The sequence below is a fragment of the Cupriavidus sp. SIMBA_020 genome (assembly GCF_046535395.1).
GTDB lineage: Bacteria > Pseudomonadota > Gammaproteobacteria > Burkholderiales > Burkholderiaceae > Cupriavidus > Cupriavidus campinensis.
The window spans coordinates 94,983-121,964 of record NZ_JAWRWU010000015.1; the positions used below are offsets into that span (position 1 = coordinate 94,983).

Annotated in this window: 26 protein-coding genes; 14 read left to right on the forward strand and 12 right to left on the reverse strand. The window is 69.3% G+C overall.

The annotated features are described in order from the left end of the window. Positions 1-5: 5 nt before the first annotated feature. Positions 6-3,170 carry an efflux RND transporter permease subunit gene (locus SB751_RS23880; RefSeq protein WP_144200460.1) on the forward strand — a complete coding sequence of 1,055 codons (3,165 nt, stop codon included), beginning with the start codon at positions 6-8 and terminating at the stop codon, positions 3,168-3,170. Beyond that, positions 3,167-4,642, forward strand: coding sequence for an efflux transporter outer membrane subunit (locus tag SB751_RS23885; protein ID WP_144200462.1), 1,476 nt, complete (start codon positions 3,167-3,169; stop codon positions 4,640-4,642). Before SB751_RS23880 ends, SB751_RS23885 begins: the two co-directional genes overlap by 4 nt. A 12-nt stretch (positions 4,643-4,654) precedes the next feature. On the opposite strand, the gene SB751_RS23890 is transcribed toward SB751_RS23885, so the two are convergent. The 3 genes from SB751_RS23890 to SB751_RS23900 all read right to left on the reverse strand — a co-directional run bounded on the left by SB751_RS23890 (position 4,655) and on the right by SB751_RS23900 (position 7,541). Continuing rightward, entirely contained in the window at positions 4,655-6,022 is a 1,368-nt protein-coding gene (locus SB751_RS23890; protein ID WP_410748633.1) for an MATE family efflux transporter, read from the reverse strand. Further along, positions 6,015-6,545: a winged helix-turn-helix transcriptional regulator gene (locus SB751_RS23895; protein ID WP_410748634.1), complete on the reverse strand. Its 531-nt coding sequence runs from the start codon at positions 6,543-6,545 to the stop codon at positions 6,015-6,017. The genes SB751_RS23890 and SB751_RS23895 overlap by 8 nt, the downstream gene beginning before the upstream one ends. Before the next feature lie 75 nt (positions 6,546-6,620). After that, entirely contained in the window at positions 6,621-7,541 is a 921-nt protein-coding gene (locus tag SB751_RS23900; protein WP_144200468.1) for a LysR family transcriptional regulator, read from the reverse strand. A 126-nt stretch (positions 7,542-7,667) separates the two neighbouring features. Between SB751_RS23900 and SB751_RS23905 the strand changes: the two genes are divergently transcribed. The 5 genes from SB751_RS23905 (at position 7,668) to SB751_RS23925 (ending at position 13,178) form a co-directional block, all read left to right on the forward strand. After that, positions 7,668-9,197: an acyl-CoA synthetase gene (locus tag SB751_RS23905; RefSeq protein WP_410748635.1), complete on the forward strand. Its 1,530-nt coding sequence runs from the start codon at positions 7,668-7,670 to the stop codon at positions 9,195-9,197. 55 nt (positions 9,198-9,252) lie between these two features. Continuing rightward, a complete protein-coding gene (locus tag SB751_RS23910; protein ID WP_144200472.1) occupies positions 9,253-10,233 on the forward strand; it encodes a Bug family tripartite tricarboxylate transporter substrate binding protein in 981 nt (326 codons plus the stop codon). An 81-nt stretch (positions 10,234-10,314) separates the two neighbouring features. Further along, complete coding sequence (locus SB751_RS23915) at positions 10,315-11,856, forward strand: chloride channel protein (protein WP_211942891.1); 1,542 nt, start codon at positions 10,315-10,317, stop codon at positions 11,854-11,856. A gap of 183 nt (positions 11,857-12,039) precedes the next feature. Further along, a complete protein-coding gene (locus SB751_RS23920) occupies positions 12,040-12,312 on the forward strand; it encodes a hypothetical protein (RefSeq protein ID WP_144200476.1) in 273 nt (90 codons plus the stop codon). 86 nt (positions 12,313-12,398) lie between these two features. Continuing rightward, positions 12,399-13,178, forward strand: a complete 780-nt coding sequence (locus tag SB751_RS23925; protein WP_211942890.1) for a hypothetical protein — start codon at positions 12,399-12,401, stop codon at positions 13,176-13,178. Between the two features lie 49 nt (positions 13,179-13,227). On the opposite strand, the gene dapB is transcribed toward SB751_RS23925, so the two are convergent. Both dapB and SB751_RS23935 read right to left on the reverse strand, forming a co-directional pair. Beyond that, entirely contained in the window at positions 13,228-14,037 is an 810-nt protein-coding gene (gene dapB / locus SB751_RS23930; RefSeq protein ID WP_144200480.1) for a 4-hydroxy-tetrahydrodipicolinate reductase, read from the reverse strand. A gap of 69 nt (positions 14,038-14,106) precedes the next feature. Then, on the reverse strand, positions 14,107-14,556 hold the full coding sequence (locus SB751_RS23935; RefSeq protein ID WP_144200482.1) for an Lrp/AsnC family transcriptional regulator: 450 nt from the start codon (positions 14,554-14,556) through the stop codon (positions 14,107-14,109). Positions 14,557-14,704: 148 nt separating this feature from the next. On the opposite strand from SB751_RS23935, the gene SB751_RS23940 reads away from it, so the two are divergent. From SB751_RS23940 to SB751_RS23950, 3 genes are all read left to right on the forward strand, one after another. Continuing rightward, a complete protein-coding gene (locus SB751_RS23940; RefSeq protein ID WP_144200484.1) occupies positions 14,705-15,907 on the forward strand; it encodes a saccharopine dehydrogenase C-terminal domain-containing protein in 1,203 nt (400 codons plus the stop codon). After that, a complete protein-coding gene (locus SB751_RS23945; RefSeq protein WP_144200486.1) occupies positions 15,904-17,424 on the forward strand; it encodes an aldehyde dehydrogenase family protein in 1,521 nt (506 codons plus the stop codon). The genes SB751_RS23940 and SB751_RS23945 overlap by 4 nt, the downstream gene beginning before the upstream one ends. A 136-nt stretch (positions 17,425-17,560) precedes the next feature. Next, complete coding sequence (locus tag SB751_RS23950) at positions 17,561-17,791, forward strand: hypothetical protein (RefSeq protein WP_244844568.1); 231 nt, start codon at positions 17,561-17,563, stop codon at positions 17,789-17,791. A 50-nt stretch (positions 17,792-17,841) separates the two neighbouring features. Here SB751_RS23950 and SB751_RS23955 read toward each other — a convergent pair whose 3' ends face one another. The 6 genes from SB751_RS23955 to hemA all read right to left on the reverse strand — a co-directional run bounded on the left by SB751_RS23955 (position 17,842) and on the right by hemA (position 22,943). Beyond that, positions 17,842-18,465: a UbiX family flavin prenyltransferase gene (locus tag SB751_RS23955; protein WP_144200488.1), complete on the reverse strand. Its 624-nt coding sequence runs from the start codon at positions 18,463-18,465 to the stop codon at positions 17,842-17,844. 2 nt (positions 18,466-18,467) lie between these two features. Beyond that, positions 18,468-18,779 carry a Grx4 family monothiol glutaredoxin gene (gene grxD, locus SB751_RS23960; protein WP_092299094.1) on the reverse strand — a complete coding sequence of 104 codons (312 nt, stop codon included), beginning with the start codon at positions 18,777-18,779 and terminating at the stop codon, positions 18,468-18,470. Positions 18,780-18,856: 77 nt separating this feature from the next. After that, the gene (prmC, locus tag SB751_RS23965; RefSeq protein WP_144200490.1) at positions 18,857-19,741 is read right to left on the reverse strand and encodes a peptide chain release factor N(5)-glutamine methyltransferase; all 885 of its coding nucleotides are present in this window, start codon (positions 19,739-19,741) and stop codon (positions 18,857-18,859) included. Between the two features lie 167 nt (positions 19,742-19,908). Beyond that, a complete protein-coding gene (locus tag SB751_RS23970; protein WP_092299088.1) occupies positions 19,909-20,232 on the reverse strand; it encodes a hypothetical protein in 324 nt (107 codons plus the stop codon). 203 nt (positions 20,233-20,435) lie between these two features. Continuing rightward, on the reverse strand, positions 20,436-21,518 hold the full coding sequence (gene prfA / locus SB751_RS23975) for a peptide chain release factor 1 (RefSeq protein ID WP_144200492.1): 1,083 nt from the start codon (positions 21,516-21,518) through the stop codon (positions 20,436-20,438). Between the two features lie 120 nt (positions 21,519-21,638). Then, positions 21,639-22,943: a glutamyl-tRNA reductase gene (gene hemA, locus SB751_RS23980; RefSeq protein WP_144200494.1), complete on the reverse strand. Its 1,305-nt coding sequence runs from the start codon at positions 22,941-22,943 to the stop codon at positions 21,639-21,641. Positions 22,944-23,114: 171 nt separating this feature from the next. Here hemA and SB751_RS23985 point away from each other — a divergent pair, with 171 nt between their 5' ends. Continuing rightward, positions 23,115-23,357 (forward strand): GlsB/YeaQ/YmgE family stress response membrane protein, encoded by a 243-nt coding sequence (locus SB751_RS23985; RefSeq protein WP_144200575.1) that lies wholly within the window; start codon positions 23,115-23,117, stop codon positions 23,355-23,357. Positions 23,358-23,379: 22 nt separating this feature from the next. Here the strand turns inward: SB751_RS23985 and SB751_RS23990 are convergent, their stop codons facing one another. After that, complete coding sequence (locus SB751_RS23990; protein ID WP_144200496.1) at positions 23,380-24,153, reverse strand: 5'-methylthioadenosine/adenosylhomocysteine nucleosidase; 774 nt, start codon at positions 24,151-24,153, stop codon at positions 23,380-23,382. A 185-nt stretch (positions 24,154-24,338) separates the two neighbouring features. Between SB751_RS23990 and SB751_RS23995 the strand changes: the two genes are divergently transcribed. From SB751_RS23995 to SB751_RS24005, 3 genes are read left to right on the forward strand one after another with little or no spacing between them, the layout of a single operon-like run. After that, positions 24,339-25,355, forward strand: a complete 1,017-nt coding sequence (locus tag SB751_RS23995) for a DUF2157 domain-containing protein (protein ID WP_144200498.1) — start codon at positions 24,339-24,341, stop codon at positions 25,353-25,355. Continuing rightward, a complete protein-coding gene (locus SB751_RS24000) occupies positions 25,352-26,470 on the forward strand; it encodes a DUF4401 domain-containing protein (RefSeq protein ID WP_144200500.1) in 1,119 nt (372 codons plus the stop codon). Before SB751_RS23995 ends, SB751_RS24000 begins: the two co-directional genes overlap by 4 nt. Next, positions 26,467-26,967 carry a GDYXXLXY domain-containing protein gene (locus SB751_RS24005; RefSeq protein ID WP_144200502.1) on the forward strand — a complete coding sequence of 167 codons (501 nt, stop codon included), beginning with the start codon at positions 26,467-26,469 and terminating at the stop codon, positions 26,965-26,967. The genes SB751_RS24000 and SB751_RS24005 overlap by 4 nt, the downstream gene beginning before the upstream one ends. Positions 26,968-26,982: the final 15 nt, after the last annotated feature.

A 26,982-nucleotide genomic window follows, 5' to 3' on the forward strand; every position in this document is an offset into this window, starting at 1 on the left:
GCCCCATGATTTCCGCCTTCTGCGTCAAGCGGCCAATCTTCGCGGTGGTGATGTCGATGATCATCGTCATCGGCGGCGGCGTGGCAATGTTCGCGCTGCCGATCGCCCAGTACCCGGACATCACCCCGCCCCAGGTCACGGTCAGCGCCACCTACGCCGGCGCCGACTCGGACACCGTCGCCCAGACCGTGGCCGCGCCCATCGAGACCCAGGTGAACGGCGCGGACAACATGATCTACATGCAGTCCACGTCATCGCCCACCGGGTCGATGACGCTCAATGTCTACTTCGACATCGGCACCGACCCGGACACCGCCCAGGTGCAGGTGCAGAACCGCGTGAACCTGGCGCTGCCGCAGCTGCCCGAGGCGGTGCAGAAGACCGGCATCAACGTGGAGAAGCGCTCCACCAGCTTCCTGCTGCTGATCGGGGTCTATTCGCCGGATGGCCGCTTCGACCAGCAGTACATCAACAATTACGCGAACCTGTACGTGCTGGACGCCATCAAGCGCGTCAACGGCGCCAACCAGGCGCAGATCATGGGCTCGGCGGACCTCGCCATGCGCATCTGGCTGCGGCCAGACCGCATGGCGGCGCTCGGCATCACCAGCAAGGACGTGCAGAACGCGGTGCAGAGCCAGAACGAGCAGTTCGGCGCCGGCAGCGTCGGCCAGTCGCCGAACGCCAACCCGGTGGAGCTCTCGTTCCCGCTGGTCACGCCGGGCCGGCTGACCACGCCCGAGCAGTTCGAGAACATCATCCTGCGTGCCGATGCCACGGGCGCCGCCATCGTGCGGCTGCGGGACGTGGGTCGCGCCGAGATCGGCCAGCAGCAGTACATGCTGCGCTCGGCCCTGAACGGCAAGCCGGCGACGATCATCGCGGTCTACCAGCAGCCCGGCTCCAACGCGCTCCAGGTGGCCAACGACGTGCGCAAGACGCTCGACGAGATGGCCAAGACCTTCCCGGCCGGCGTGGCGTACAAGGTCTCGCTGGACACCACCGAGTTCGTCAGCGCCTCCATCGAGGAGGTGGTCCATACGCTGGTCGAGGCGGTGATCCTGGTCGTGCTGGTGGTCTTCATCTTCCTGCAGAACATCCGGGCGACGGTGATCCCGGTGCTGGCCGTGTTCGTGTCGATCATCGGCACCTTCGCCGGGCTGCTGGCGCTGGGCTTCTCGATCAACCTGCTGACGCTGTTCGCGCTGGTGCTGGCGATCGGCATCGTGGTGGACGACGCCATCGTGGTGGTGGAGAACGTCGAGCGGAACATGGCCGAGTTCAAGCTCTCCCCGCGCGAGGCCACCCTGCGGGCGATGGAGGAGGTGACCGGCCCGGTCATCGCCATCGTGCTGGTGCTCTCGGCGGTGTTCATCCCGGTGGCCTTTGTCTCGGGCACGACCGGGCAGCTCTACCGGCAGTTCGCGCTGACCATCGTCATCTCGGTGGTCATCTCGGGCTTCTGCGCGCTCACGCTCTCGCCGGCGCTGGCGGCGCTGATCCTCAAGCCGGGGCATCACACGCCGTGGCGCGGCTTTGTCTGGTTCAACGAGCGGTTCGACCGCCTGGTGCACCACTACGGCGACTGGGTGCGCACGGTGATGCGGCGCTCGGTGGTCGCGCTGGCGATCTTCGGGGCGATGCTGCTGGCCACGTGGCAGCTGTTCGCGCACATCCCCACGGCCTTTGTGCCGTCCGAAGACCAGGGCTACATCCTCGTGGCGGTGATCATGCCGGACTCCGCCAGCCTGGATCGCAGCGAGAAGGTCACCTCGCAGGTGGCCGAAATGTTCCGCAAGCACCCGGCCGTGGAGGATGCCTCCGCGCTGACCGGCTACAGCTTCATCGACAGCCAGTACAAGACCAACGCCGGCACGGTGTTCGTCGGCATGAAGAGCTTCAAGGACCGGGGTTCCGCCGATCTGGGCGTGCCGGCGATGCTGGCCGAGATGACGCCCAAGCTGCGCGCGATTCCCGAGGCGGTGATCATCCCGGTCAATCCGCCGTCGATTCCCGGGCTGGGCTCGCAGGGTGGCTTCGAGTTCTGGATCCAGAACCGGGGCACCGGCAACACGGCCGAGCTGGAAGGCGTGACGCGCCGCTTCATCCAGGCGGCGGCCGCGCACAAGGAGCTGGGGCGGCTCACCAGCACGATCCAGTCGGCATCGCGCCAGATGCGGGTGGAGGTGGACAAGGAGAAGGCCGAGACCATGGGCGTGCCGATTGCCGATGTCTACGGCACGCTGCAGACCCAGTTCGGCTCGCTCTACGTCAGCCAGTTCACGCAGTACAGCCGCGTGTGGCAGGTGATCCTGCAGGCCGAGCCGCAGTACCGGGCCACGCCGACCAATCTCGAATACCTGTACGTGCGCGGGCGGGACGGCAAGATGGCGCCGGTCTCCGGGCTGCTGAAGACCTACTACTCCAGCGGGCCGGACCTGCTCTCGCGCTTCAACAACTTCCCGGCGGCCAAGATCACCGGCGATGCCGCGCCCGGCCACAGCTCGGGCCAGGCGCTGGCGGCCATGGAGGCCGTCGCCCGGGAGGTGCTGCCCGCCGGCTACAGCTTCGCCTGGAGCGGCGAGGCGTTCGAGCAGAAGAAATCCGGCAACACCACCACTATCGTCTTCGTGTTCGGCATCGTCATGGTGTTCCTGATCCTGGCGGCGCAGTACGAGTCGTGGTCCTTGCCGCTTTCGATCCTGACCGCCGTGCCGTTCGGCATCTTCGGCGCCTTGATGGCGATCCTGCTGCGGGGCTTGTCGAACGACGTGTACTTCCAGATCGGCATGGTGACGCTGATCGGGCTGGCGGCGAAGAACGCCATCCTGATCGTGGAATTCGCGGTGATGAAGCACAAGGAAGGGCTCTCCCACGCCGATGCCGCCGTGGAGGCCGCCAAGCTGCGCCTGCGGCCGATCGTGATGACCTCGCTCGCCTTCATCCTCGGCGCGGTGCCGCTGTTCATCGCCTCGGGCGCGGGGTCGAACTCGCGGCACTCCATCGGCACCGGCATCATCGGCGGGATGATCGCGGCCACCTCGCTCGCGCTGCTGTTCGTGCCGCTGTTCTCGTGGCTGGTGGGCACCGCCGCCGACAAGTGGGCGGCCCGCCGCCCGCGCAGGCGTGTGGCGCCGTCCACGTCATCCACCGCTGGGGAGCCATCATGAACGCCGTTCTGCGCAGCACCGCGATGTCGGCCGCCTGTCTGGCGATCCTGGGTGGCTGTGCCATCGGCCCGGACTACGCGCGGCCGGAGGCGGCCGAACCGCCCAGCTACCGGATCGATGCCGGCGTGCTGACCGTGGCCGCCGACAGCGACTGGTGGAACAGCTTCAACGACCCGGTGCTGACCGCGATGGTGGAGGCGGCGCTGCGCAGCAACTACGACGTGCGCATCGCGGCGGCCCGCATCGAGGAATTCCGGGGCCAGCTGATGGTGGCGCGCTCGGGCTTCTATCCGCAGTTGAACGCCACCGCCTCGGCGGCGCGGCAGAAAAGCGGCTCGTTCAACGGCACGCCGTTCGCGGCGCTGGGCGGCCCGCGCAACAGCTACGAGACGCTGCTGAACGCCAGCTGGGAGATCGACCTCTGGGGCCGCATCCGCCGCCAGGCCGAGTCGGCCGAGGCCAGCCTGTGGAATGCCGAGTACACCCGGCGCGGCGTGGTGCTGGCGCTGGCGGCCTCGGTGGTGCAGGGCTACGCCACGCTGCGCGGGCTCGATGCGCAGCTCGACGTGGCGCGCGCCACGCTCGACGCACGCGGCCGCGCGCTGGACATCTTCCAGCAACGCTATCAGGGCGGTGTGATTTCGCAGGTGGAGCTGTCGCAGGCGGAGAACGACTTCTATTCGACCGAGGCGACCATCCCGCCGCTGCGCACGTCCATCGCCCAGACCGAGAACGCGCTGTCCGTGCTGCTGGGCCGCGAGCCGGGGCCGGTGGAGCGCGGCAAGCCGGTGAACGCGCTGATGGCGCCGGCCATCGGCGCCGACCTGCCAGCCGCGCTGCTGGCGCGCCGGCCGGACGTGCTGCAGGCCGAGCAAACCGCCGTGGCCGCCAACGCCCAGGTGGGCGCCGCGCTGGCGCTGTTCCTGCCATCGGTCAATTTGTCGGGGTTCTTCGGCGCGCTGGCCACCTCGCCGGCGGGCCTGTGGCAAAGCGCCTCGCAGATCTGGGGTTTTGGCGCCAACCTCGCCCAGCCGGTGTTTCAGGGCGGGGCGATCCGGGGGCAGGTGAACACAGCCGAGGCGGTGCGCGATCAGGCCATGCTCGGCTATCAGTTCAGCGTGCTCAATGCGCTGGCCGATGTGAACAACCAGTTGTCCAACGGCCTGGAAACCCGCAACCGGCTCGGCAGCCTGCGGCGGCAGGAGCAGAGCCTGCTGATCTACGCGGACCAGTCCAGCGCGCGCTACGAGGGCGGCTATTCCAGCTACCTCGAGGTGACGGACGCGCAGGAGAAGCTGTTTACGGTGCAGCTGGCGGCGATCCAGGGTCAGGTCGATGTGCTGACCGCCACCGCCGCGCTGTACAAGTCGCTCGGCGGCGGCTGGCCGGCCATCCCCAGCGACGTGCGGGACGCCGGCCTGACCGGCGACGCCCGCGCCACTGTGCCGCCTCCGCCCCCTCCCGCTAAATAGAAGTCCCTTCCCTCAGCGCGGCGACCACTCGCCGCGCCGCACGCCCAGCGCCGTCACCAGCCCATAAGCCGTGATGCCGAGCGCCACGCCGAGGAAATGGCCGTCGATGCCCATCCCCGCCACGTTGGCGAGCAGCCAGCCGCCCCCGGCGGCCAGCGCGATGCGGCACAGCCCGGCGGCGATGGGGCCGCGCATCCGCCCGGCGCCCAGCGAGGCGAAGTAGAGCGCCATGCCCAGCCCGAAGCCGCCGAAGGCCGGCCCCACCCAGGACAGCGCCCGCGCGGCAATTTCGCGGACTTCGGCATCGTCGGTGAACAGCGCCGCGAACGACATCGGCGCCAGTCCCACGGCGGCGCCCACGGCCCCCGCGATGACGAGCGCGATCAGCGCGCCCACCCACGCCGTGCGGCGCGCGGTATGCCAGTCCCCGGCACCCACGGCCCGGCCGACCAGCGCGGTCAGCGCCGAGCCCACGCCGAATGCGAGCGGGATCATCAGGAATTCCAGCCGCGCCGAAATGCCATACGCGGCCACCACCGAGGTGCCGTAGTGGCGCAGTTGCGCGGTGACGAGGATGGTCGTCAGGTTGGCCACCGAGGCCAGCGCGCAGGCCACCAGCCCCACTGACAGGATGCGATGGAACAGCGCGCCGGACGGCCGCACACGTAGCGTCGGCACGAAGCCGGCGCCCCCGCGCAGCACCACCCAGGCCATGGCCAGCGAAGCCGCCCAGGACACCGCCGCCAGCGCCGCGCCGATGCCGGCGAGGCCCATGCCCATACGCTCGGCGAAATACCACGACAGCACCGGGAACACGATCCACATCACGCACAGCACGCGCGCGGCCAGCGCGTGGCGCCCGCCGCCGCGCAGCACCGAGGCCAGCGTGTTGGTCAGCCAGGCGGGCACCGCGCCCACGCCGAACAGCCAGATCGCGTAGGTGGCGGCGGCCTCGGCGGTGGTGGGGCCGGCCACGGCGCCGAACACGGCGTGCGGGAAGCCGGCCAGCGCCACGGCGAAGACCAGCCCGGCCACCACGGCGATGATCACCGCGTGCATGACCAGCGACGAGGCGTCCTCGCGCTTGCCGGCCCCGAGCGCGCGGGCGATGGCGGACACCACGCCGCCGCCCATCGCGCCGGCGGACATCTGCTGGAGCAGCAGCGCGAACGGCAGCACCACGGCCCAGCCGGCCAGCGCGGCGGTGCCCTGGCGCGCGGCCAGCCAGGTTTCGATCAACTGCGCGCCGGCCTGGAGAAAGGCCACCAGGCTGGTCGGCGCGGCCAGCACGGCAATGCGGCGGGCCAGTTCGGAGGCGGGAACGGGATCGGCAGGGGCCTGGGCGCCCGCGCCGAGGGTGAGGGCGTCGGGCTTATTCATGGTCGATGGCCTCCGTGCCGGCGCCGGCTTCGACGTTGTCGTCCGCATTGCCAAAGCGCGCGCGGATGTAGCGGCCCGCGCCGGGGCCGGGCAGTACGCGCAGGTCGTCCACGGTGATCGTGCTGCCATCGGGCCGGGTCAGGCTGCCGGCGACGATCTCGCCGCCGTCGCGCTTGTCCTCGAAGATCGTTGGCGGTCCCTTTTCATCGGCCAGCCAGCGCTCTGCCCAGTGCTTGAGCGCCACGTACACGGGGAAGAAGTCGCGCCCCATCTGGGTCAGCGTATAGATATGGCGCGCGCCGCCGCCCGGGGCGGGCGACTTCTCCAGCAGGCCATGGCTGACCAGCGTCTTGAGCCGTGCGCTGAGAATGTTCGGCGCAATGCCGAGGTGCCGCTCGAACTCGTCGAAGCGCGTGCTGCCGTAGTAGGCCTCGCGCATCAGCAGGATCGCCCAGCGCTCGCCGAGCATCGCCATCGAGCGCGCCACGGGGCAGGGCATGTTGGAAAAATCGGTCGGGGCCATGTCTCCTCTTTTTACTTTTGGCTTGCAAGTTGAGGGGAGAATAGCTTGCAAATTGAAAGTTTGCCAGCCCGTTTTCTAGGATGTGCTGAAGACGTCGAGCCCGGCAACGGCCTCCCGCAGGAACGAAATCAACGCCCGCGTGGCCATCGACGGATGCGGATTCGGCGTGGTGATGATGTAGAGCCGGTTGCCCAGCCCTTCGGGCTTCCAGTCCGGCAGCACGGGCACCAGTGACCCGCGCCGCACATCCTCCCAGCCGGCGTAGACCGGCAGCAGGCTGATGCCGTGGCCTTCCCGCACGGCACGGATCAGGAAGGGAAAGTGTTCCGACTGCAGGTAAGGGGTGACCTCGACGTTACGTCGCTCCGGCCCATGGGCGGTGTCGCGTCCCAGAGTCAATGAGAATCGTCTGGTTGTGTAGGGCGGACAGAGAAAACGACATGCGGCGAGGTCGGCGGGCTCCCGCACGGGCGGCACCTGGGCGAGGTAGCCCGGTGAGGCGCACAACTGCCAGCGGATGGCGCAGACCTCGCGCGCCACGGTGTCCAGCGGCGGTTCGGAGGTCACGCGCAGCGCCACGTCGATCTCGGCGGCAATCAGGTCTGTCACGCGGTTGGCGAAGAACACGCGCAGCGAGATGCCCGGGTGCCGCTCGGCAAACTGCAGCAGCAGCGGGGCGATAAAGGCGTCCCCCAGCCCGGTGGGTACGCTGACCCGCACATGGCCGCGCAGCGTCTTGCCCAGGCTGTCGATCTCGGCCTGCGCCGCCGCCACTTCCTGCAGGATGCGCAGGCCATGCTCGTAAAGGGACTGCCCCGAGTCCGTCATCTCCAGCCGCCGCGTGGTCCGCCGCAGCAGTTGCGTGCCGGCCTGATCCTCAAGCTGGCCGAGTTGCCGGCTGATCTGCGAGCGCGTGACGCCACGCCGGCGGCCCGCTTCGGCAAGGTTGCCGGCTTCCACGATGTCGACGAAGGCCTGAATCAGATTGAGGTCCATGCGCGATGTCTGAAAGATTGTAAAGTCTGGCGCAACATTGTGATTCCGAAATGCTGGATTGTCGATGTCGGCAGCGGGCCTTACGATGGCCTGCTAATTAGATGTTCAGATGTCCAGGAGACCCGCATGCCCGCAGACCTTTGGTTCGAATCGCTGCACCGACCCGGCGCGGAGGTGCTGGCGCGCGGCACGCACCTCGCGGGCGGCTTGCGGCGGCTGGGTTTGCAGGAGGGCGACGTGGTGGCCGTGCTGCTGCGCAACGACCCGGTCTTCGCCGATGTGATCTTCGCGTGCCGCACCGCTGGCACCTATTACTGCCCGATCAACTGGCACTTCACGGCCGAGGAAGTGCGCTTCCTGCTGGAGGACAGCGGCGCGCGCGTGCTGATCGCCCACGCGGACCTGCTGCCGGCGCTCCGCGCGGTGGTCCCCGCTGGGGTGGCCGTGCTCGCCGTGGGCGGCACCCATCCCGGCACCCATCCCGGCACCCATCCCGGCACCGCCGCCGACGCCATCGATTACGAACCCTGGCTGGCAGCCCAGACCCCGTACGACGGCCCGCGCGTGGCCCCACGCGGCCATCTGGCCTACACCTCCGGTACCACGGGACGCCCCAAGGGCGTGCTGCGCGAAGCCGTACCGCTCGACCAGCTCGACGATCAGCTCACCCGCATGCGCTCCGTGGTGGCCAAGGCCATCGGCGTAGTGCCGGGTTGCCGCGCGCTGATGTCCGCGCCGCTCTATCACAGCGCGCCGGGCGTGTTCATCCAGAACGCCCTGCAGATGGCCGAGCGGCTGGTGCTGACGCCGCGCTTCGACGCCGAGCAGGTGCTGGCGCTGGTGGAGGAACACCGGATCGACGTGCTCTACCTCGTGCCGATCATGTACGTGCGCCTGCTGAAGCTGCCGGCGGAGGTGCGCGCGCGCTACGACCTGTCGTCGATCCGCTTCGTGGCGTCAACCGGCTCGCCGTGCGCACCCGAGGTCAAGCGGGCGATGATCGAATGGTTCGGGCCGGTCATCCACGAGACCTATGCGTCGAGCGAGGCCGGCATGATTACCGTGGCCACGCCCGAGGACGCCGCGCAGCGCCCCGGCACGGCGGGCCGTCCCGTCGACGCGGCCAGCGTGCGCATCCTCGACGAAGCGGGCCAGCCGTGCGCGCCGGGCGAGACCGGCCTGGTCTACGTGCGCCAGCCGGCTTACCCGGACTTCACCTACCTGAACAACGACGCCGCGCGCCGCGCCATCGACCGCGAGGGCCGGGTCACGCTGGGCGACCTCGGCCACCTCGATGCCGATGGCTACCTGTTCATCTGCGACCGCGCCTCGGACATGGTCATCTCGGGCGGCGTGAACATCTACCCGGCCGAGATCGAGCATGAACTGGTGCGCTATCCGGGCGTGGCCGACTGCGTGGTGTTCGGCGTGCCGGACGACGAATACGGCGAGCGGCTCCACGGCGTGATCGAGCCAATGCCGGGCGCGGAGATCGTGCCGGCGGCCGTGATCGACTGGCTCAAGGCGCGGCTGTCGGGCTTCAAGGTGCCGCGGACGATCGAGATCACCGCGCGCCTGCCGCGCGACGAGACCGGCAAGCTGGCCAAGCGCCGGCTGCGCGACCAGCACTGGGCGGGGCGCCAGCGGCGGGTCTGAACCCCGGCCCGGCGCACCCGCCTTCTATATATATAAAACCAGACAGGAGACAACCATGCATCGCACATTCGCCCACCTGGCGGCGGGGGCGCTCGGCCTTGCGCTGGCCATCGGCCACGCACCGGCCACCTTCGCGGCCTGGCCCGAGCGGCCGGTCAAGCTGGTGGTGCCCTACACCCCGGGCGGCTCCACGGACCAGTTCGGCCGGGCGCTGGCCGAAGGCATGGCGCGCGACCTGAAGCAGCCCGTGGTGGTGGAGAACCGCCCCGGCGCCAACACCATGGTCGGCACGCAGAGCGTGGCGCGCGCCCAACCGGACGGTTACACCATGCTGATGGGGACCAGCGCGAGCATGGTGCTCAATCCCATGCTGTACAAGAAGACCGGCTACGACCCGAAGGACTTCAAGGTCATCGCCATCGGTATCGAGGTGCCGCTGGTGGTGGTCACCAATACGCAGGTGCCGGCGGCCAATATCCGGGACTTCGCGGCCTATGCCAAGGCGGCGGGCGGCAAGCTGAACTACGCGTCCGTGGGGCTCGGCAACCCGCTGCAACTCGCTACGGAGATGCTGAAGTCCGAGCTGGGCATCGACATGACCCACGTGCCCTACAACGGCAGCGCACCGGCGCTGTCGGCGCTGCTGGCCAATGACACCCAGTTGATGGTGGATGTGGTCAGCACCTCGCTGCCCCATATCAAGGCTGGCAAGCTCAAGGCGCTGGCCGTGACCAGCAACGCGCGCCTGGACGTGCTGCCCAATGTGCCGACGGTGGCCGAGAGCGGCTATCCGGGCTTCCATGCAGCCACGTGGTTCGGCCTCGCGGTGCCCGCGCAGACCCCGCCGGAGGCCGTGGCCCGGCTCCAGGCCGCCGCCGCGCGTGTGTTGACCGACCCGCAGTTCCGCAACACCTTCGGCGCGCTGGGGCTGGTGGTGCAGGCGCCGCGCACGCAGGCGGAGATCGACCGCTACGTGGCCGCCGACCGCGACAACTGGGGCAAGGTTATCCGGGCCAACCACATCAGCCTGGACTGAGCCGACGGGGCGATCGGGGGCAGCTTGGGGGAGGGTGGGGGCGTATAGTACGGGGACGTTTCGATCCTCACCGCCCCCGCCATGACCGATTCCGCCGAGCCGCCTGATCCGTCCGCTTCGTCCGCTTCGTCCGCTTCGCCTGATTCGTCCGCTTCGTCCGCTTCGCCTGATTCGTCCGCTTCGCCTCCCTCGTCAGATTCCCCGACGTCCCCCCCGTCCGCCGATTCCCGCTCCGCCGCCGAGACCAGCCGCCTGCGCGCGCTGCGGCTGCAGGCCCGCCACGCGGCCCGGCGCAAGACCCGCCAGGTCAGCCGGATCTCGCGCACCTCGCTGCGCTACGGCGTGTTCATGTGCGGCGCCGGCTGCGTCGCGCTGTTCTCCATCGTCTTTGCCTATATCGCCGAACTGGCGCTGCGCTGGAACGCGCAGGTCACCACGGCTACGCCGTGGCTGGCGTTCGTGCTGCTGCCGTTCGGGCTGGCCGCGCTGCGCTGGCTGACCATCCGCCTCGCCCCGCAGGCGCGCGGCAGCGGCATTCCGCAGGTGATTGCCGCGGTCACGCTGCCGCCGGATGGGGTGGCGCAGGGCGTGCTGGTGTCGTTCCGCCAGTCGATGTGGAAGGTGCTGCTGACCACCGGCGCGCTGATGGCCGGTGCCTCGGTGGGCCGCGAAGGCCCGTCGGTGCAGGTGGGCGCGGCGGCGATGCTGGCCTGGGGCCGCTGGTGCCAGGACAAGTTCCGCTTCCGCATCGGCTTTCATCCCAATGCGCTGATCGCCGCCGGCGCGGCGGGCGGCCTGGCCGCTGCCTTCAATACGCCGCTGGCCGGCGTGGTGTTCGCCATCGAGGAACTCGGGCGCGGCACCGCCGTGCGCTGGGACCGCCTGGTGCTGTCCGGCGTGCTGACGGCCGGCTTCCTGTCGCTGGCCGTGCTCGGCAACAACCCGTATTTCACCGTGAAGGTGCCGATGCTGGTGCTCCACGACGCCTGGGGCCCGGTGCTGCTCTGCGCCGTGGTCAACGGCGTGTTCGGCGGGCTGTTCGCCAAGATGCTGATCGCGGGCGTGCCGGGGCTGACGCCGTCGCGCTGGCGCGCGTGGGTGGTCGCCCATCCGATCTGGGTGGCATTCGGCTGCGGGCTGGTGGTGGCGGCGCTGGGCTGGGCCACGGCCGGGGCCACCTTCGGCACCGGCTACGAGCAGGCGTCCGCGCTGATCAATGGCGAATCCCACCACACGCTGTGGTTCGGGCTGGCCAAGCTGGGGGCCACGGTGGTGTCGTACTTCGCCGGCATTCCGGGCGGGATCTTCACGCCGGCGCTGGCCATCGGGGCGGGTATCGGCGAAACCGTGTCGCACTTCCTCTCGGGCATGACCGAGCCGCGCGTGCTGGCGCTGGTGTCGATGGCCGCCTTCCTGGCCGCCGCCACGCAGGCGCCGATCACCGCCAGCGTGATCGTCATGGAGATGACGCGCACGCAGGACCTGACGCTGTTCCTGCTGGCGGCGTCGCTGCTGGCGTCGTTCCTGTCGCGCCAGTTCAACCCGCATCCGTTCTACCACCACATGGGCCACGCGTTCCGGCGCGAGGCGATGGCCATCGGCCGCAAGGCCGCCCCGGGCTGACCTCCGGCCGACGCCGGCGGAGGGTGTCTCCGTTTCGCATCGCCCCCCCTGGCCGTTGTGGCGTGGCGACTGCCGATGTCATACCATGTGCCGCGCGCGGACCGGCAGCAGCAGACTTCCCGGCCGCGCGGTGTACCGGCGGCACACCGCGATGCGTCGGGAATCTTCTGAGGGGGAGCTGGAATGGGATCGCAACGACCGGCCGGCACGCGCCCGGCCACCAAGCCGACGACATCGACCGCCACGCATCGTCCAATCGTGCAGGACCTGGGCGCCGACACGGCGATCTGGCACACGCGCGGGCTGCAAACCAATTCCCGCATGCGCGCGCCGCTGGTCCAGCGCACGCCGCCGACGCAATTGCCGCCGAGCATCGTGCCGCGCCTGATGCTCTGGGCCGTGGTCATCGGCGTGGCCCTGATTGGCTACCATTTCCTGAAGCAAGTGCTCCACTAGGCGCTCTTGCGCGCCGTGGTAAGGTCGCGGCTGGAACCCCTGCCACGGGGTGGGCTCCAATGCGGAGCCGATTTCAGGAGTCAGTTTTGAGAGTTTCCCTCGCCGGGCTGGCCGCTGCCGCCCTGCTGGCGGCCACGGCCGCCCATGCCGCACCGAAGGCGGCCGCGTCGCAGCCTGCCGCTACCCCAGCCACCCCAGCTACCCCAGCCACCCCAGCCGCGTCGTCCACACCCGCCACGCTGTCCGCGAATGACTTGCTGGCGCCGATGCTGAGCGTGCTCGAGATCGGCAATCCGCTGCCCACGCTGCCCGATTGCGCCGATCATCGCACCCCCGATGGCCGCGACGTGACCGCGTTCTGCGTGGAATTGCGCGGCGACGGCGTGATGCGCCAGGTGGGCGTGCCGCGCGACAAGCGTCCCGCGTTCATGGATGGCGCGCGCCTGGTGGCATTCGTCGATGGCAACGCGCTGGTCGGCGTGATCGTGCCGACCGATGGCATCCGCTCGCAGGACGCCGCGGTGCAGTCGCTGACCGCGCGCTATGGCAAGCCGTTCCGGCAGGAACAGGAAGACATGAAGGACAAGGCCGGCAAGCCTGTGAAGTCGATCCATGCCGGCTGGATGCGTCGCCCGCTCACCGTGGAGCTGTACGCGATTCCCGAGAACCCGAACGAGGGCACGATCGAGCTGATGCTGCCGCAGGCGCGCGCGCTGATGGCCAATCGCGATGCCGAGGTGGACAAGGCGCTCGCCCCGCCGGCTTCGGCCCCGGCCGCGAAGAAGGCGGAAAAATCCGAGAAGTCGGACAAGTCAGACAAGTCAAAGAAGGAACCGGCCAAGCCGGTGAACCCGGGTTCTTGGTGATTGGGGGATGCGTGGCGGCGCATCCCATCCGCGCCGCCGCCATCCCTGCCTACAGCCCCTCCATCACCTTATCCAGCCCCCGCACCAGACCGCGCAGCCCGCGCACCTTGCGGATGGCCAGCAGCGCGCCGGACACGTACGGCTTCGAGCCATCGCCCGCCTCGTGCTTGAGGTGCAGCCGCTGGCCGTCCGCGCCGAAGATCACCTCGACCCCCAGCTGGTACCCCGGCAGCCGCACCGCATGGACCTGCGAGCCGGACATCGTCGCGCCACGGGTCTCCTTCGGACCGTTGACCTGATCCACCGGCACCGCCAGCGTGGCGGTCTTGACCTGGCCGAGCCGGAAGGCCAGTTCGCGCACCGTGCCGGACGGCACATCGACCTTGCCAGCCTTGGCGTAGTCGATGATTTCCCAGTGGTCGAGGTGGCGCGCCGCCATCTCGGCGAACTTCTGCAACAGCACCACCGTGATCGCGAAATTGCCGCAGGCGAGCACGCCACGGTCGGCCTGGCGCGCGGCGGCGTCGATCTCGGCGTAGTCGTCGTCGGTCAGCCCGGAGGTGCCCACCACCACATGCGCGCCATGCGCCAGCGCCTGCAGGATGTTGTGCTTGGCGATGTTCGGCTTGGTGTACTCGACGTAGACGTCATAGGGCGTGGCGCCCAGCGCCTCGATGCTGGCGGCGGCCACGCCGGGGGTGTCCGCATGGCCGGTCACCTGCGCCAGCGGCTGCCCGGCGGCACCGCGCGAGAGGCCGGCCACCAGCGTCATGTCCGGCGCGTGCGCCACGCCGCGCGCCAGTTCGCCGCCGGCCCAGCCGGTGACGCCGCCTACCGCAACGCGAATCCGATCGCTCATCGTCATCTCCTTAATCGTGGCCAAAGCGCCTGACCAAAGCGCCTGACCAAAGCGCCCAAGCATAGCGCGCTATCCGGCCGCGCGCCGGCGGTCGATCTTGCGCGCCAGCACGATCGACGTGGTGGTGTGATTCACCCCATCGAGCATGCCGATCTCGTCTAGCAGTTTGTCGAGCCGGGCGTGGGTATCGCAGCGGATCACGGCCATGTAGTCCACCGGGCCGCTGACCGAGTTCAGTTCCTCGATCTCCGGGAAGCGCTGCAGCGCGCGGACCACCGCGGGCGCCGCCTTCGGCTGCACGGACAGGCCGCAGAAGGCCAGGATGGCGTTGTCCTCCATCCGGCCGCCCAGCCGCACGCCAAAGCCGGCAATCACGCCGGTCTTCTCGAGCCGGGCGATGCGCGCCACCACCGTGGTCCGGGCGATGCCCAGCACGCGGGCGAGGTTGGCCGCGCTCTCGCGCGCGTTGCCTTGCAGCAGGGACAGCAGGTGCCGGTCGGTCTGGTCGAGGTCTGCCATAGTTTTTCGCTCGGGCTGACGTTTCGTCAGGAGTGATCGTCGATACGTCCGATTATGGGGCGCTTTCGTCGATCTTGCAGCTACAAAACGTGCGCAGGGCTGCCCATACTTCCCTTACGGATTCATGCATTTTTGAGGGGGAGCCATCATGCAACCATCCAACCTTGGTCCCGGCGCCGCGCGGGACCTGACCCAATCGCCCCGGCCGCTGTCGGTCGTCGTGCTCGGCGCCGGCAAGATCGGCCGTGTGATCGCGACGATGCTCGCGGATACCGGCGACTACCGCGTCTGTCTGGTCGACCATGACCCGCACCGGCTGGACGGCCTGCCGCGCCAGATTGCCGTGCGCGCCGGCGACCCGACCGAGCCCGGCACCTGCGCCGCCTTGCTGGCCGGGGCCGACGCCGTGCTCAATGCGCTGCCGTTCCATGCGGCCATCCACGTGGCCACCGTGGCCGCGCGGCTCGGCGTGCACTACTTCGACCTGACCGAGGACGTGGCCGCCACCCACGCCATCCGCCAGCTGGCCCAGGGCGCGCGCTCGGTGCTGATGCCGCAGTGCGGGCTGGCGCCGGGCTTTATCGGCGTGGTGGGCCACGACCTGGCGCGGCGCTTTTTGCGGGATGGCGGCGACCTGCTCGACCTGCGCATGCGCGTGGGCGCGCTGCCGCGCTACCCCAGCAACGCGCTCAAGTACAACCTGACCTGGAGCACCGAGGGGCTGATCAACGAGTACTGCAACCCCTGCGAGGCCATTGTCGATGGCCGCCGCGTGGAGTTGGCGGCGCTGGAGGGTCATGAATCCTTCGCGCTGGACGGCATCGAGTACGAAGCCTTTAATACCTCAGGGGGCCTGGGCACGCTGCCGGATACCCTGGCGGGCCGCGCGCGCCATGTCGATTACAAGTCGATCCGTTACCCGGGGCACTGCGCCCAGATGAAGCTGCTGCTGAACGACCTGCGACTGCGCGAGCGCCGGAGCTGGCTGCGCGAGATCTTCGAGCACGCCATTCCGGTGACCGAGCAGGATGTGGTGATCGTGTTCGCCAGCGCCACGGGCCACCCCGGCGCCAAAGTCGGGCAGGGTAGCCATGGCGTGCGGGGGCCGCTGACGCAAGCGTCGTTCTCGGCGCGCATCGGCGGGATGGAGGACTTTGGCGGCATCGGGCACGTCAACGCCATCCAGCTCACCACGGCGGCTGGTATCTGCACGGCGCTGGACCTCGTGGCGACGGGCGTGCTGCCCCAGTCCGGCTTCGTGCCGCAGGAAGCCATGCCGCTCGATCGCTTCCTGGCCAACCGGTTCGGCCAGCATTACAGCCATCACCCACTACAGGAGACGCTCGCATGAAAGCGCAGGACGTAGCCGCATGCTGGCAGGCCATGGGCCTGCGCCAGCCTTGGGACGATTCGCATGGCGCGGGCGAGGCGCTCGCGCTGCGCTCGCCAGTCGATGGGGAAATCTTCGGCCACCTGCCGGCCTGCACCGTGGCCGACGCCGATGCCCGCATCGCCCGCGCGCACGCGGCGCAGACCACCTGGGCGCTGACCCCGGCCCCGGCGCGCGGCGAGGTGGTACGGCGCTTCGGCGAGGCGCTGCGCACGCACAAGACCGCGCTGGGGCGGCTGGTGGCGCTGGAGTCCGGCAAGATCCTCCAGGAAGGACTCGGCGAAGTGCAGGAGATGATCGACATCTGCGACTTTGCCGTGGGACTCTCACGCCAGCTGCACGGGCTGACGATTGCCTCGGAGCGCCCCGCGCACGCGATGCGCGAGACCTGGCATCCGTTCGGGCTATGCGGGGTGATTTCGGCGTTCAACTTCCCGGTGGCGGTGTGGGCGTGGAACGCGGCGCTGGCGCTGGTCTGCGGCAATGGCGTGGTCTGGAAGCCGTCGGAGAAGACGCCGCTGTGCGCGCTGGCCGCGCAGGCGCTGCTCGATCGGGTATTCGATGAGGCGGCGCCCCAGCACGCTGGCCTGTGCGTAGTGCTGCCGGGCGGGCGCACGCTTGGCGCGCAACTGGTGCAGCATCCGGCCGTGCGGCTGATCAGCGCTACCGGCTCCACGCGCATGGGCCGCGAGGTGGGCATGGCCTGCGCCGGGCGGTTCAAGCGCACCATCCTCGAACTGGGCGGCAACAACGCGGCCATCGTCGCGCCATCGGCCAACCTGGAACTGACCATCCGCGCGATGACCTTTTCGGCAGCCGGCACCGCCGGCCAGCGTTGCACCACGCTGCGGCGCGCCTTTGTCCACGTCGACCTGATCGAGACCGTGACCAACCGGCTGCGCCAGGTCTACGCGCGGCTGCCGGTGGGCGATCCGCTGCAGGAGGGCACGCTGGTCGGCCCGCTGATCGACATGGCCGCCGGTGACACCATGGCCAACGCGCTGGCCGCCTGCCGCGCGCAGGGCAACGTCGTGCATGGCGGCGAGCGGCTGCTGGCGGACCGCTATCCGCACGCCTGCTACGTGCGGCCGGCGCTGGTGCTGACCGATACCCAGCACGACACCATGCTGACCGAGACCTTCGCGCCCATCCTCTACCTGATGCCGTACACCTCGCTCGACGAGGCCATCGCGCTGAACAACGCGGCGTCGCACGGGCTGTCGTCGTGCCTCTTCACCGAGTCCCTGCGCGAGGCGGAGCGGTTCGTCTCGGCGGCGGGCAGCGACTGCGGCATCGCCAACGTGAACATCGGCACCAGCGGCGCCGAGATCGGCGGCGCCTTCGGCGGGGAGAAGGCTACCGGTGGCGGGCGCGAATCGGGCTCCGATGCGTGGAAAGGCTACATGCGCCGGGCGACCAATACCATCAACTACGGCGATGCATTGCCGCTGGCGCAGGGCATCCGCTTCGATCTGTAATACATCGTAATAATGCGAAGGATGAACCCGTAGCGACTCGTAACAATAGTTACGGGGTCTTGACGCTGTATTACCAAACCGCCCCGTATAACGTTCATGAGGGCAGGCACTGCCTGACACACTCAAGGACAACAACATGCGAGCGAAAGCGATAGGTGCGATGGGTTTGGTGGCGATTGGCGCGGCGATGCTGGGCGGCTGCGCGGTCTATCCGACGCCGTACGGCCCCGCCGTGGCCCCGGCTCCGGTGGCCGTGGCGCCTGCGCCGGTCTATGTCGGACCGCCCGCCGTGGTGGTGCGGCCCGCGCCGTATTACTACGGTGGCCACGGTTACTATGGCCGCCGTTATTATCGCGGCGGCTGGTAAATCGGCGAGAGATACGCAGCCGGTGACAACAAGCAGAAGCGGGTAGAGCCCTAGGTGGCGGCGTCGGCAGCGCCAGGGTTCAACCCGCCCCAACTCGGCGTGAGCGATTGGCCGATCTCTGGCAGATCGACGAGATCGAGCACGCGCCCGACCGTATGGTCGACCAGTTCGGCAATCGTCTGCGGCTTCTGGTAGAAGCCCGGCACCGGCGGGAACACGATCCCGCCCATCTCCGTGACCGCCGTCATATTGCGCAGGTGCGCCAGGTTCAGCGGCGTTTCACGCACCATCAGTACCAGCTTGCGCCGTTCCTTGAGCGTGACGTCCGCCGCGCGGGTGATCAGGTTGTCGGAGAGGCCATGGGCGATGGCGGCCAGCGTGCGCATGGAGCAGGGCGCCACGACCATCGCATGGGCGCGGAACGATCCGCTGGCGATGGTCGCGCCGATGTCGCGCACGTTGTGCACTACGCCCGCCAGTGACTCCACCTGGGCGCGGCTGATATCGAGTTCGTGCTGGAGGTTCATCACCCCGGCGGGCGAGATCAGCAGGTGGGTTTCCACCCCCGCCACGCCTTGCAGCACCTGCAGCAGCCGGACGCCATAGATGGCGCCCGTAGCGCCCGTGATGGCGACGATCAGCCGTTGCGGCACGGCGCCATCCGGTGCGGGCATGATTACGACTTCAGCAGCGATTGCAGTTCGCCGTTCTGGTACATCTCCATCATGATGTCCGAGCCGCCGACGAACTCGCCGTTCACGTAGAGCTGCGGAATCGTGGGCCAGCTCGCATATTCCTTGATGCCCTGGCGGATGCCTTCGTCCTCGAGCACGTTGACCGTGGTCGGGGTGTCCACGCCGCAGGCCTTCAGGATCTGGATGGCACGGCCGGAGAAGCCGCACATCGGGAACTGCGCCGTGCCCTTCATGAACAGGACCACGGGGCTGCCCTTCACGATCTGGTCGATCTTCTGCTGTACGTCACTCATGGTGTCACTTCCGGTTGCGCGCGGTGCCGTGTGGCGCCGCCTGTGTCTTGGGATTGGGATTGCCGCCGAGGCGGATGTCAGGTCGGAATTTTACCGGATTCGCTCGGCCATCGCCCGCCGCTGCAGCGCTCCTGCCCGGCGAGGTCGCGGGCGGTGGACACCTCGGTAAAGCCGCCTGCCTCAAGGAGCGCCCGCGTGGCCGCGCCCTGGTCGTAGCCGTGCTCCATCAGCAGCCAGCCGCCGGGCAGCAGGCGGCCCGCCGCGCCGGCCACGATGGTGGCCAGGTCGGACAGGCCGTCCTCGTGGTCGGTGAGCGCGTCGATGGGCTCGAAACGCAGGTCGCCTTCCACCAGATGCGGGTCGCCGGAGGCGATATAGGGCGGATTGCTGACGATCAGGTCGAAGCGCAGGGTGTCCGGCACGGCGTCGTACCAGTCCGAAACCAGGAAATGGATGCCGTGCGCCTCGAGCGCGCGCGCGTTGTCCTGGGCCACCATCAGCGCACCCGGCGAGATATCGGTTGCCCAGACCTCGGCGTCGGAGCGCTCGCGGGCAATCGTCACGGCCAGGATGCCGGAACCGGTGCCGAGATCCAGCACACGCGGCGCGTGCACATGGGCCACGCGCGCCAGCGACATCTCCACCGCCACCTCGGTGTCGGGGCGCGGAATCAGCACATCGGGCGTGACGCGGAAGGTGCGGCCGAAGAACTCGCGCTCGCCCAGCAGGTAGGCCATCGGCTCGCCGGCCAGCCGCCGCGCCATTAACGTGGAGAATGCATCACGTTGTGCGCCATTGAGGTGGTCGGTATCACGCGTGATGAGTTGCGTACGCGTGAGGCCGGTCACGTGGGACAGCAGCATGCGGGCCTCGAGCGCCGGCAGGCCGGCCATCGCAGCCAGCGTCTGGGCTTCGCGCAGCGTGGGGTCGGGCGACAGGGCGCCCGGCGGGGTGGAAGACATCGGAAATAGATGGCTGAAACAGGGAGAGCGGGTGCAAAAAACCCCGTCGGGACCTGGCGCGACGGGGTTCTTTGCTGGGCGCCGTATTGGCGCGGGTACTAGCCACCCAGTGTAAGCCGATTTGGCGGCGCGCGGGCGCGCGGGCGGCGTGATTACCGTTGGACCAATTACTTATTGACGGTTTCCTTGGCCTTGTCCGCCGTGGTGTTCACGGCATCGCGTGCGGCTTCCTTGGCGTTCGCCATGGCGTGGCCGGCATCGGTCTTGGCCTGTTCGGCGGCGGCCGAGACATCGGCGGCGGCACCGCTCGCGGCGGCCTTGGCGGCGTCAGCGGCGTTGGCGGCGGCGGCGGCGGCATCGCTGGCGGCGGCCTTGGCCGATTCCGCAGCGCTCTGCATGGCGGCATCGGCGTTGGCGGCCGGGGCGTCTTCCTTCTTGCTGCAAGCCGCCATGGCGGCGGTAATCATCAACAGGGCGAGCAGTTTCTTCATGATTTCATCCTTGGTGTCTGTTTTGAGGAGTCGACTTCAGCCCAGACTTCGCTGCCTCCCAGGTGCGGAAAGTGACGCATGGGGGCGGTCTGGTCGAATCGATTATAGACACCGCGATTTGGCGGGCCAGTGCTGTTTCAAGCATTTACCTCAGTTACAAACACTTGCCCGTTGGTGATGAAATCATCACTTCATGACGCAAGTCAGCCCTCGTCGCCCAGCGCGGCGAGCTGGTCGGCCTGGTGTTCGGCGGAGAGCGCGGCGATCAACTCATCCATGTCGCCGTCCATGATCATGTCGATCTTGTAGAGCGTGAGGTTGATGCGGTGGTCGGTCACGCGGCCCTGCGGGAAGTTGTAGGTGCGGATGCGGTCGCTGCGGTCGCCCGAGCCGATCAGGTTGCGCCGCGTGCTGGCTTCCTTGGCCTGTGCCGCACGCAGCTGCATGTCCTTGATGCGCGCCGCCAGCACCTTCATCGCCTTGTCCTTGTTGCGATGCTGGCTGCGGTCGTCCTGGCACTCCACCACGATGCCCGTGGGCAGGTGGGTCAGGCGCACCGCCGAATCGGTCTTGTTCACGTGCTGGCCGCCCGCGCCGGACGCGCGGAAGGTGTCGACGCGCAGGTCGGACGGGTTGATCTCCACCTCGCCCACCTCGTCGGCCTCCGGCATCACCGCCACGGTGCAGGCCGAGGTGTGGATGCGGCCTTGCGCCTCGGTGGCCGGCACGCGCTGCACGCGGTGGCCGCCCGACTCGAACTTCAGCTTGGAGAAGGCGGCGTCGCCGGCAATCCGCACAATCACTTCCTTGTAGCCGCCCAGGTCCGACTCGGACTCGCTCATCACCTCCACCTGCCAGCGCTGCCGTTCCGCATAGCGCGTGTACATGCGCAGCAGGTCGGCGGCGAACAGCGCGCTTTCCTCGCCGCCGGTGCCGGCGCGGATTTCGAGCAGCAGGTTGCGGTCGTCGTTGGGGTCCTTCGGCAACAGCAGGGTCTGGAGGCTGGCGGTGAGGTCTTCCAGCCGCTGGCGCGCCGCGCCGATCTCGTCGGCGGCGAATTCCTTCATCTCGGGGTCGTCCAGCAGCGCCTGCGCCGTAGCCAGGTCTTCCTGCGCCTGCCGGTACTGGCCGTACTGCTCGGCCACCGGCGACAGTTCGGCATGTTCCCGCGAGAGCTTGCGGTACTGGTCGATGTTGGCCGTGGCGTTCTCGCGGGCAAGCAGGGCGTTGACTTCATCGAGTCGCTCGGCCAGTTGGTCGAGCTTGTTGAGCATGCTGGCTTTCATGGGTATCCGAAAGGAAACTGGGGCGCGATGGGGGGAGGTCTGCGCGGCGCCGTGGGGGCAACCGTGGGACGCTGGCCACAACGCCAGCGGGCCGGCGCGGCCGGCCGGGGGCGAGCGCGGCTAGCGCTCGGAGTGGCTGCTGTGGCGGAACAGGCCCGGCACCAGGCGCAGCAGCGCCTCGCGGTCTTCGCCCTGGGTGTGGTTCAGGGCGTGGGTGGGGCCGTGCAGGAACTTGCGGGTCAGCGCGCCGGAGAGCGCTTCCAGCACCGCTTCGGGGTCGTCGCCACGCGCCAGCATGCGGCGCGCGCGTTCGAGTTCGGCCTGGCGCATGGCCTCGCCGTGGGACTGGATCTCCCGGATCACGGGCACCACGCTGCGCGTCTCCAGCCAGTGCATGAAGTTCTGCACACGGCTCTCGATGATCGCCTCGGCCTGCGCCACGGCGGCCTGGCGCAGCGCGTTGCCCTCGCGCACCACGGCGCCGAGGTCATCCACGGTGTACAGGAACACGTCGTTCAGGCGCGCCACCTCGGGTTCCACATCGCGCGGCACGGCCAGGTCGACCATCATGATCGGGCGATGCTTGCGGCGCTTGACCGCGCGCTCCACGGCGCCCAGGCCGATGATCGGCAGCGAACTCGCGGTGCAGGACACTACGATGTCGAACTCGTGCAGCCGCTCGCCCAGATCCTGCAGGCGGATGGCCTGCGTGGTCAGGCCCTGTTCGGCCAGTTGCTCGGCCAGCCGCTCGCCGCGCTCGATGGTGCGGTTGGCCACCACGATCTGGCGCGGCATCTGCGCGGCGAAGTGCGTGGCGCACAGCTCGATCATCTCGCCCGCGCCGATGAACAGCACGCGCTGAGTGGAAACACTTTCGAAAATCCGCTGGGCGAGCCGCACGGCGGCGGCGGCCATCGACACCGAATGGGCGCCGATCTCGGTCTGGCCGCGCACTTCCTTCGCCACGGCGAAGGTGCGCTGGAACAGCTGGTTCAGGTAGGTGCCGAGCGCGCCGGCCTCGCCGGCGGTGCGCACTGCGTCCTTGAGCTGGCCCAGGATCTGCGTTTCGCCAAGCACCATCGAGTCCAGCCCGCTGGCCACGCGGAACGCGTGACGCACGGCTTCGGACTGGGGCAGCGCATACAGATGGGGGGCCAGTTCGCCGGCCGGCACGTTGTGATGCTGGGCCAGCCAGCGCAGCGTGTGCTCGAAGCCGTCCGCACCGGGCTGCAGCACATCGGTGGCGCAGTAGATCTCGGTACGGTTGCAGGTAGAGAGGATGGCGGCCTCGGTGCCGCTGCGGCCGGCCAGGTGGGTGCGCAGCGCGCCCAGGGCCGGTTTGATCTGCTCAAGCGGAAACGCCACGCGCTCGCGGAGCGAGACGGGTGCCGTCGTGTGATTGATACCGATCGCGAGCAGTTGCATTTGTGGGGTTCGTTGCCATCCGGATCGTAGCCGGAAGCGATGGCCATTATACCGCCGGGCCGCGATTTTGCAGGGTGAAGGGGCGTTTTGTTCCAAGTGCGCCAAAACGCCAGTATTGTTACGGCGCGGTCACGCGGTGGTGGCCGAAATCCGGACAGACAGGGGGTGCCGATGCTCGGCTTGGTGGTGGTGGGGGCGATCGTGGGCCTGGCGGGACGCCAGATGCACCCGGCCGGGCGGGTCGTGAGCCTGCCGGCCGCGCTGGTGCTGGGCATGCTCGGCGCGTTGGGCGCGTTCTACGGCGGGCGTGCGGCGCACTTGTTTACCGACGGCCAGCTCTCGGGGTGGACTGCCGCCATCCTCGGCGCGGCGGTGCTGGTAGGCGTCTGGGGTGTGGCGCGGCCGCGACGGTAAGGCGGTCCGGATCGTCGGCGGCTTAAGCCTGACCCCGCGCGGACAGGAAGCGCCGCAGGATCGCGCTCGAATAGTGGCTGGCCACATCGCGCAAAAATGCCGAAAAATCCACATGGGCGACGTCGTCGGCCCGATCGGACACGGTGCGCATGACCGCGTAGGGCACGCCGTACTCGTAGCAGATCTGGGCCAGCGCCGCGCCTTCCATCTCCACGGCCTGCACGCCCGGCAGGCGCTCCCGCAAGTCAGCCACGGCCGCCGGGGCGTTGATGAACTGGTCGCCGCTGGCCACCATGCCCACGTGCAGGCGCGGCGCGGCCACGCCGAAGCGGGCCAGCACGCCGTCCGGCACTTCGGTGGCGAGGTCGTGGCGCAGGAAATCGGCAGCCGCCGCGCGCAGCGCCGCCGTCAGTTCGGCATCGGCCGGGAACTCGGCGCGCGCCAGCAGCGGCACCTCGTGGCGCGGAAACAGCGGGCGGGCGTCCAGGTCGTGCTGGAGGGTGCGGTCGGCCACGACGATATCGCCCACGCGCACCTCGGCCCCCACGCCGCCGGCCAGCCCCGTGAACACGATCTCGTCCACGCCGAACTCGCGGATCAGCGTAACCGTGGTGGCGGCCGCCGCCACCTTCCCCACGCGCGCCAGCACCAGCACCACCGCTTGCCCGTGGAGCGTGCCAGCGTAGTAGTCCCGCATGCCGATGGTGCGCACGGTAGCGCGCGCGTCTTCGTGCCGCATGGCGGCGATCAGTCCATCGACTTCGTCGTGGAGCGCGGCAAGGATGCCGAGGGTCATGGCTGCCCGGATTGGATGAGAAAGGCGCCAGCATACCGGCGCCGGGAGCACGGCGGAAGCCGTGCGCCGCGTTTTCAGAACCCTCTCATAGGCACGGGCAGGCCGCTTTGCTACAGTGCGCTTGCGTTCGCTTTCCATCGTTTTCCATCGCATGCCAGCCCGGGAGAATTCCGTTGGAACCTCTGTTGTCATCGCTTTCAGATCGACGCATTGCCCAGCAGGCGCTGGCCGACTGGCGCGCCCAGGATCGCCTTGACGCGGAGGGCCTCTCGCCCGCGTGGGCCCGCACCCTGCCGGCGCGGGCCGACTGGCACCGCTGGCTCGAGCGGGCGCTGCTGCTGCTCGGCACCGCGCTGCTCTGCGCTGGCGTCATCGTCTTCTTCGCGTTCAACTGGGACGCGCTGCACAAGTTCGCCAAGTTCGGGCTGCTGGCGGGTCTGCTGACCGGGCTCGCGGCGCTGGCGGCATGGCGGCCGGCCGGGGACGGTGTCGGGCAGGCCGCGCTGGCCGGCGCGCAGGTGGTATCGGGGGTCTGGATGGCCGTGATCGGCCAGACCTACCAGACCGGTGCCGATGCATGGCAATTGTTCGCCCTGTGGACGCTGCTGGCCGTGCCGTGGGCGCTGGCCGCGCGCGCGGCGCCGCATTGGTGGCTGGTGATCGTGGTGGGCAATGTGGCGCTGCTCCGCTATGGCAGCGTGCGGCTGGGCGTGGGCGGCATGTTCGACCTGCTGTTTGCGGGGCGCCATGCGCGCGAGACCACGCTGTTCCTGCTGCTGGCGTGCTGCGTTCAACTGGCGCTCTGGTACGTGCTGGCGGCCCGTGCGGCCCGCTGGGGCTTTCGTGGCGATGCCGGCCCGCGCCTGATCGCCGTGCTCGCCTGCGGCTATGCGGCCTGGCTGGGCCTCACGAGCGTGCTGGTCCATCGCGTGGAGGCGGTGGGGCTGGTGGCCGGCGCGGTGGCGCTGGCCGGGCTCGGCGGGTGGTTCCGGCGGCGCGCTTCTTTCGATATCGTCGTGCTGAGCCTGGCGTGTCTGGCCGGTATCGCGCTGGCGGTGTCGGCGCTGGGACGCCTGCTGGCCGAGGGCCATGGCGACTTCGGCATCTTCCTGCTGCTCGGGCTGGTCACGGTGGGGCTGGCTGCTGCGGCGGCGGCATGGCTGCTGCGGGCGTGGCGTGACGCCAACGGGAGCCCGGCATGAGCGCGCAGACCGTGGAGCGGAAGCTTTGGGACGATCTCGCTACGCAGGGCGTGGTCGAGGGGGAGTACGTGGCGAATCCGCGCACGCCGTGGCCCATCCGCCTGCTGATGGGCGCGGCGGGCTGGCTCGGCGCGCTGTTCTTCCAGGTATTCCTGCTCGGCTCGGTGTTCGCGGCAACGCGCGGCAACGGCCTGGCCATGCTGGTCACGGGGCTGCTGATGCTGGGCGGGGCCGTGCTGCTGTATCGGATGGCCGGCGAGCGCAGCAGGCGCATCGCGCTTGGCCAGTTCGCGCTGGCCCTGAGCCTGGGCGGGCAGGGCATGGCGATCTTCGGCACGGCGGAGACGCTCGGCGGCGAGTGGCTGGTGGACCGCGCAGCGTTCTGGCTCGGCGTGGCCGGGTTCGAAGTGGCGCTGTACGTCATCGTGCCGAACCGGCTCCATCGCTTCGTGGTGGCGCTCGGCGCCTGGGCGGCGCTGGCGTTCGCGCTGAATATCCTGCTGGCCGGGGCCAGGCACTACGGCTGGGTCGTGCTGCCATGGTCGCTCGGCTGGCTGATGCCGCTGGCCTGCGCGGTGGTCACCGTCTTCGTGCTGAAGGAGCACGCGCTGGCGGCGCACGGCCAACATGGACGATGGGAGCCCGGCGCGGACGCCACGCTGGTGTTCGCGCTGGCGGCGGCGCTGCTGGTGACTGGCGCGACCCATCCGCTGGCCGGGGTCTTCGACGAGCGTGGCGCGCCGCGCCTGGCCGGGCCGTGGCTGGCCGGGGTGCTGACCGAGGTGGTGCTGCTGATATTCGCGCTGTTCGAATGCCGGCGCCTGCATGTCGGGGCGCGCGTCAGCGCGGCGGTGATGGTCGTGACGCTGGCGTTCGCCGCGTTAATGGTGATGGCGCCGGCAGTCGGCGCCGGGGTGCTCGCGTTGGCGCTGGCCCTGCGGCGCGGGTCGCTGCCATGGCTCGGGCTCGGCGTCGCGGCGCTCATCGCTGGCTTTGTCTGGTACTACGGCTCGCTCCAGTGGACCCTGCTGGCCAAGTCCGCCACGCTGGTGGCGGCCGGCGTGTTGCTGCTGGCGGTCCGGATCGTGATGCGACGGATGGAGGCACAGCCATGAAACGATGGATCGTGGTGGCATGGCTGCTGGTGATCGGCGTGGCCGGGGCGGTCATCGTCGGCAAGGAACGGGTGCTCTCGCACGGCGAGGTCGTCTACCTGCGGCTGGCGCCCGTGGACCCGAGGTCCCTGATGCAGGGCGACTACATGGCGCTGAACTTCGCCATCGGGCTGGAGATCGCCGCCGCCCAGGCCAGCGCCCAGTCCCCGCGCGAGCGGGAGACCGAGGTGGTGATCCGCCGCGACGCCACTGGGGTCGGGCAACTGGTGCGGTTGCAGAACGGCCAGCCGCTGGCCGAGGGCGAGCGGCGCCTGCGCGTCCAGAACGTCCCCTCGCGCTGGGGCGGCCCGATCGTGCAGGTATCCACCGACGCGTGGTTCTTCCAGGAAGGACAGGCGGAGCGGTTCGCCAAGGCCCGCTATGGCGAGTTCCGGCTGGACAGCAGTGGCCAGGCACTGCTGGTGGGCATGCGGGATGAACAGTTGAAGCCGTTGTAGCCCGGGAGCGGGGGG

Coding starts and splice junctions, on each gene's coding strand:
- SB751_RS23880 (WP_144200460.1), top strand. CDS start 6: ATGATTTCCGCCTTCTGCGTCAAGCGGCCAATCTTCGCGGTGGTGATG.
- SB751_RS23885 (WP_144200462.1), top strand. CDS start 3,167: ATGAACGCCGTTCTGCGCAGCACCGCGATGTCGGCCGCCTGTCTGGCG.
- SB751_RS23890 (WP_410748633.1), bottom strand. CDS start 6,022: ATGAATAAGCCCGACGCCCTCACCCTCGGCGCGGGCGCCCAGGCCCCT.
- SB751_RS23895 (WP_410748634.1), bottom strand. CDS start 6,545: ATGGCCCCGACCGATTTTTCCAACATGCCCTGCCCCGTGGCGCGCTCG.
- SB751_RS23900 (WP_144200468.1), bottom strand. CDS start 7,541: ATGGACCTCAATCTGATTCAGGCCTTCGTCGACATCGTGGAAGCCGGC.
- SB751_RS23905 (WP_410748635.1), top strand. CDS start 7,668: ATGCCCGCAGACCTTTGGTTCGAATCGCTGCACCGACCCGGCGCGGAG.
- SB751_RS23910 (WP_144200472.1), top strand. CDS start 9,253: ATGCATCGCACATTCGCCCACCTGGCGGCGGGGGCGCTCGGCCTTGCG.
- SB751_RS23915 (WP_211942891.1), top strand. CDS start 10,315: ATGACCGATTCCGCCGAGCCGCCTGATCCGTCCGCTTCGTCCGCTTCG.
- SB751_RS23920 (WP_144200476.1), top strand. CDS start 12,040: ATGGGATCGCAACGACCGGCCGGCACGCGCCCGGCCACCAAGCCGACG.
- dapB (WP_144200480.1), bottom strand. CDS start 14,037: ATGAGCGATCGGATTCGCGTTGCGGTAGGCGGCGTCACCGGCTGGGCC.
- SB751_RS23935 (WP_144200482.1), bottom strand. CDS start 14,556: ATGGCAGACCTCGACCAGACCGACCGGCACCTGCTGTCCCTGCTGCAA.
- SB751_RS23940 (WP_144200484.1), top strand. CDS start 14,705: ATGCAACCATCCAACCTTGGTCCCGGCGCCGCGCGGGACCTGACCCAA.
- SB751_RS23945 (WP_144200486.1), top strand. CDS start 15,904: ATGAAAGCGCAGGACGTAGCCGCATGCTGGCAGGCCATGGGCCTGCGC.
- SB751_RS23950 (WP_244844568.1), top strand. CDS start 17,561: ATGCGAGCGAAAGCGATAGGTGCGATGGGTTTGGTGGCGATTGGCGCG.
- SB751_RS23955 (WP_144200488.1), bottom strand. CDS start 18,465: ATGCCCGCACCGGATGGCGCCGTGCCGCAACGGCTGATCGTCGCCATC.
- grxD (WP_092299094.1), bottom strand. CDS start 18,779: ATGAGTGACGTACAGCAGAAGATCGACCAGATCGTGAAGGGCAGCCCC.
- prmC (WP_144200490.1), bottom strand. CDS start 19,741: ATGTCTTCCACCCCGCCGGGCGCCCTGTCGCCCGACCCCACGCTGCGC.
- SB751_RS23970 (WP_092299088.1), bottom strand. CDS start 20,232: ATGAAGAAACTGCTCGCCCTGTTGATGATTACCGCCGCCATGGCGGCT.
- prfA (WP_144200492.1), bottom strand. CDS start 21,518: ATGAAAGCCAGCATGCTCAACAAGCTCGACCAACTGGCCGAGCGACTC.
- hemA (WP_144200494.1), bottom strand. CDS start 22,943: ATGCAACTGCTCGCGATCGGTATCAATCACACGACGGCACCCGTCTCG.
- SB751_RS23985 (WP_144200575.1), top strand. CDS start 23,115: ATGCTCGGCTTGGTGGTGGTGGGGGCGATCGTGGGCCTGGCGGGACGC.
- SB751_RS23990 (WP_144200496.1), bottom strand. CDS start 24,153: ATGACCCTCGGCATCCTTGCCGCGCTCCACGACGAAGTCGATGGACTG.
- SB751_RS24000 (WP_144200500.1), top strand. CDS start 25,352: ATGAGCGCGCAGACCGTGGAGCGGAAGCTTTGGGACGATCTCGCTACG.
- SB751_RS24005 (WP_144200502.1), top strand. CDS start 26,467: ATGAAACGATGGATCGTGGTGGCATGGCTGCTGGTGATCGGCGTGGCC.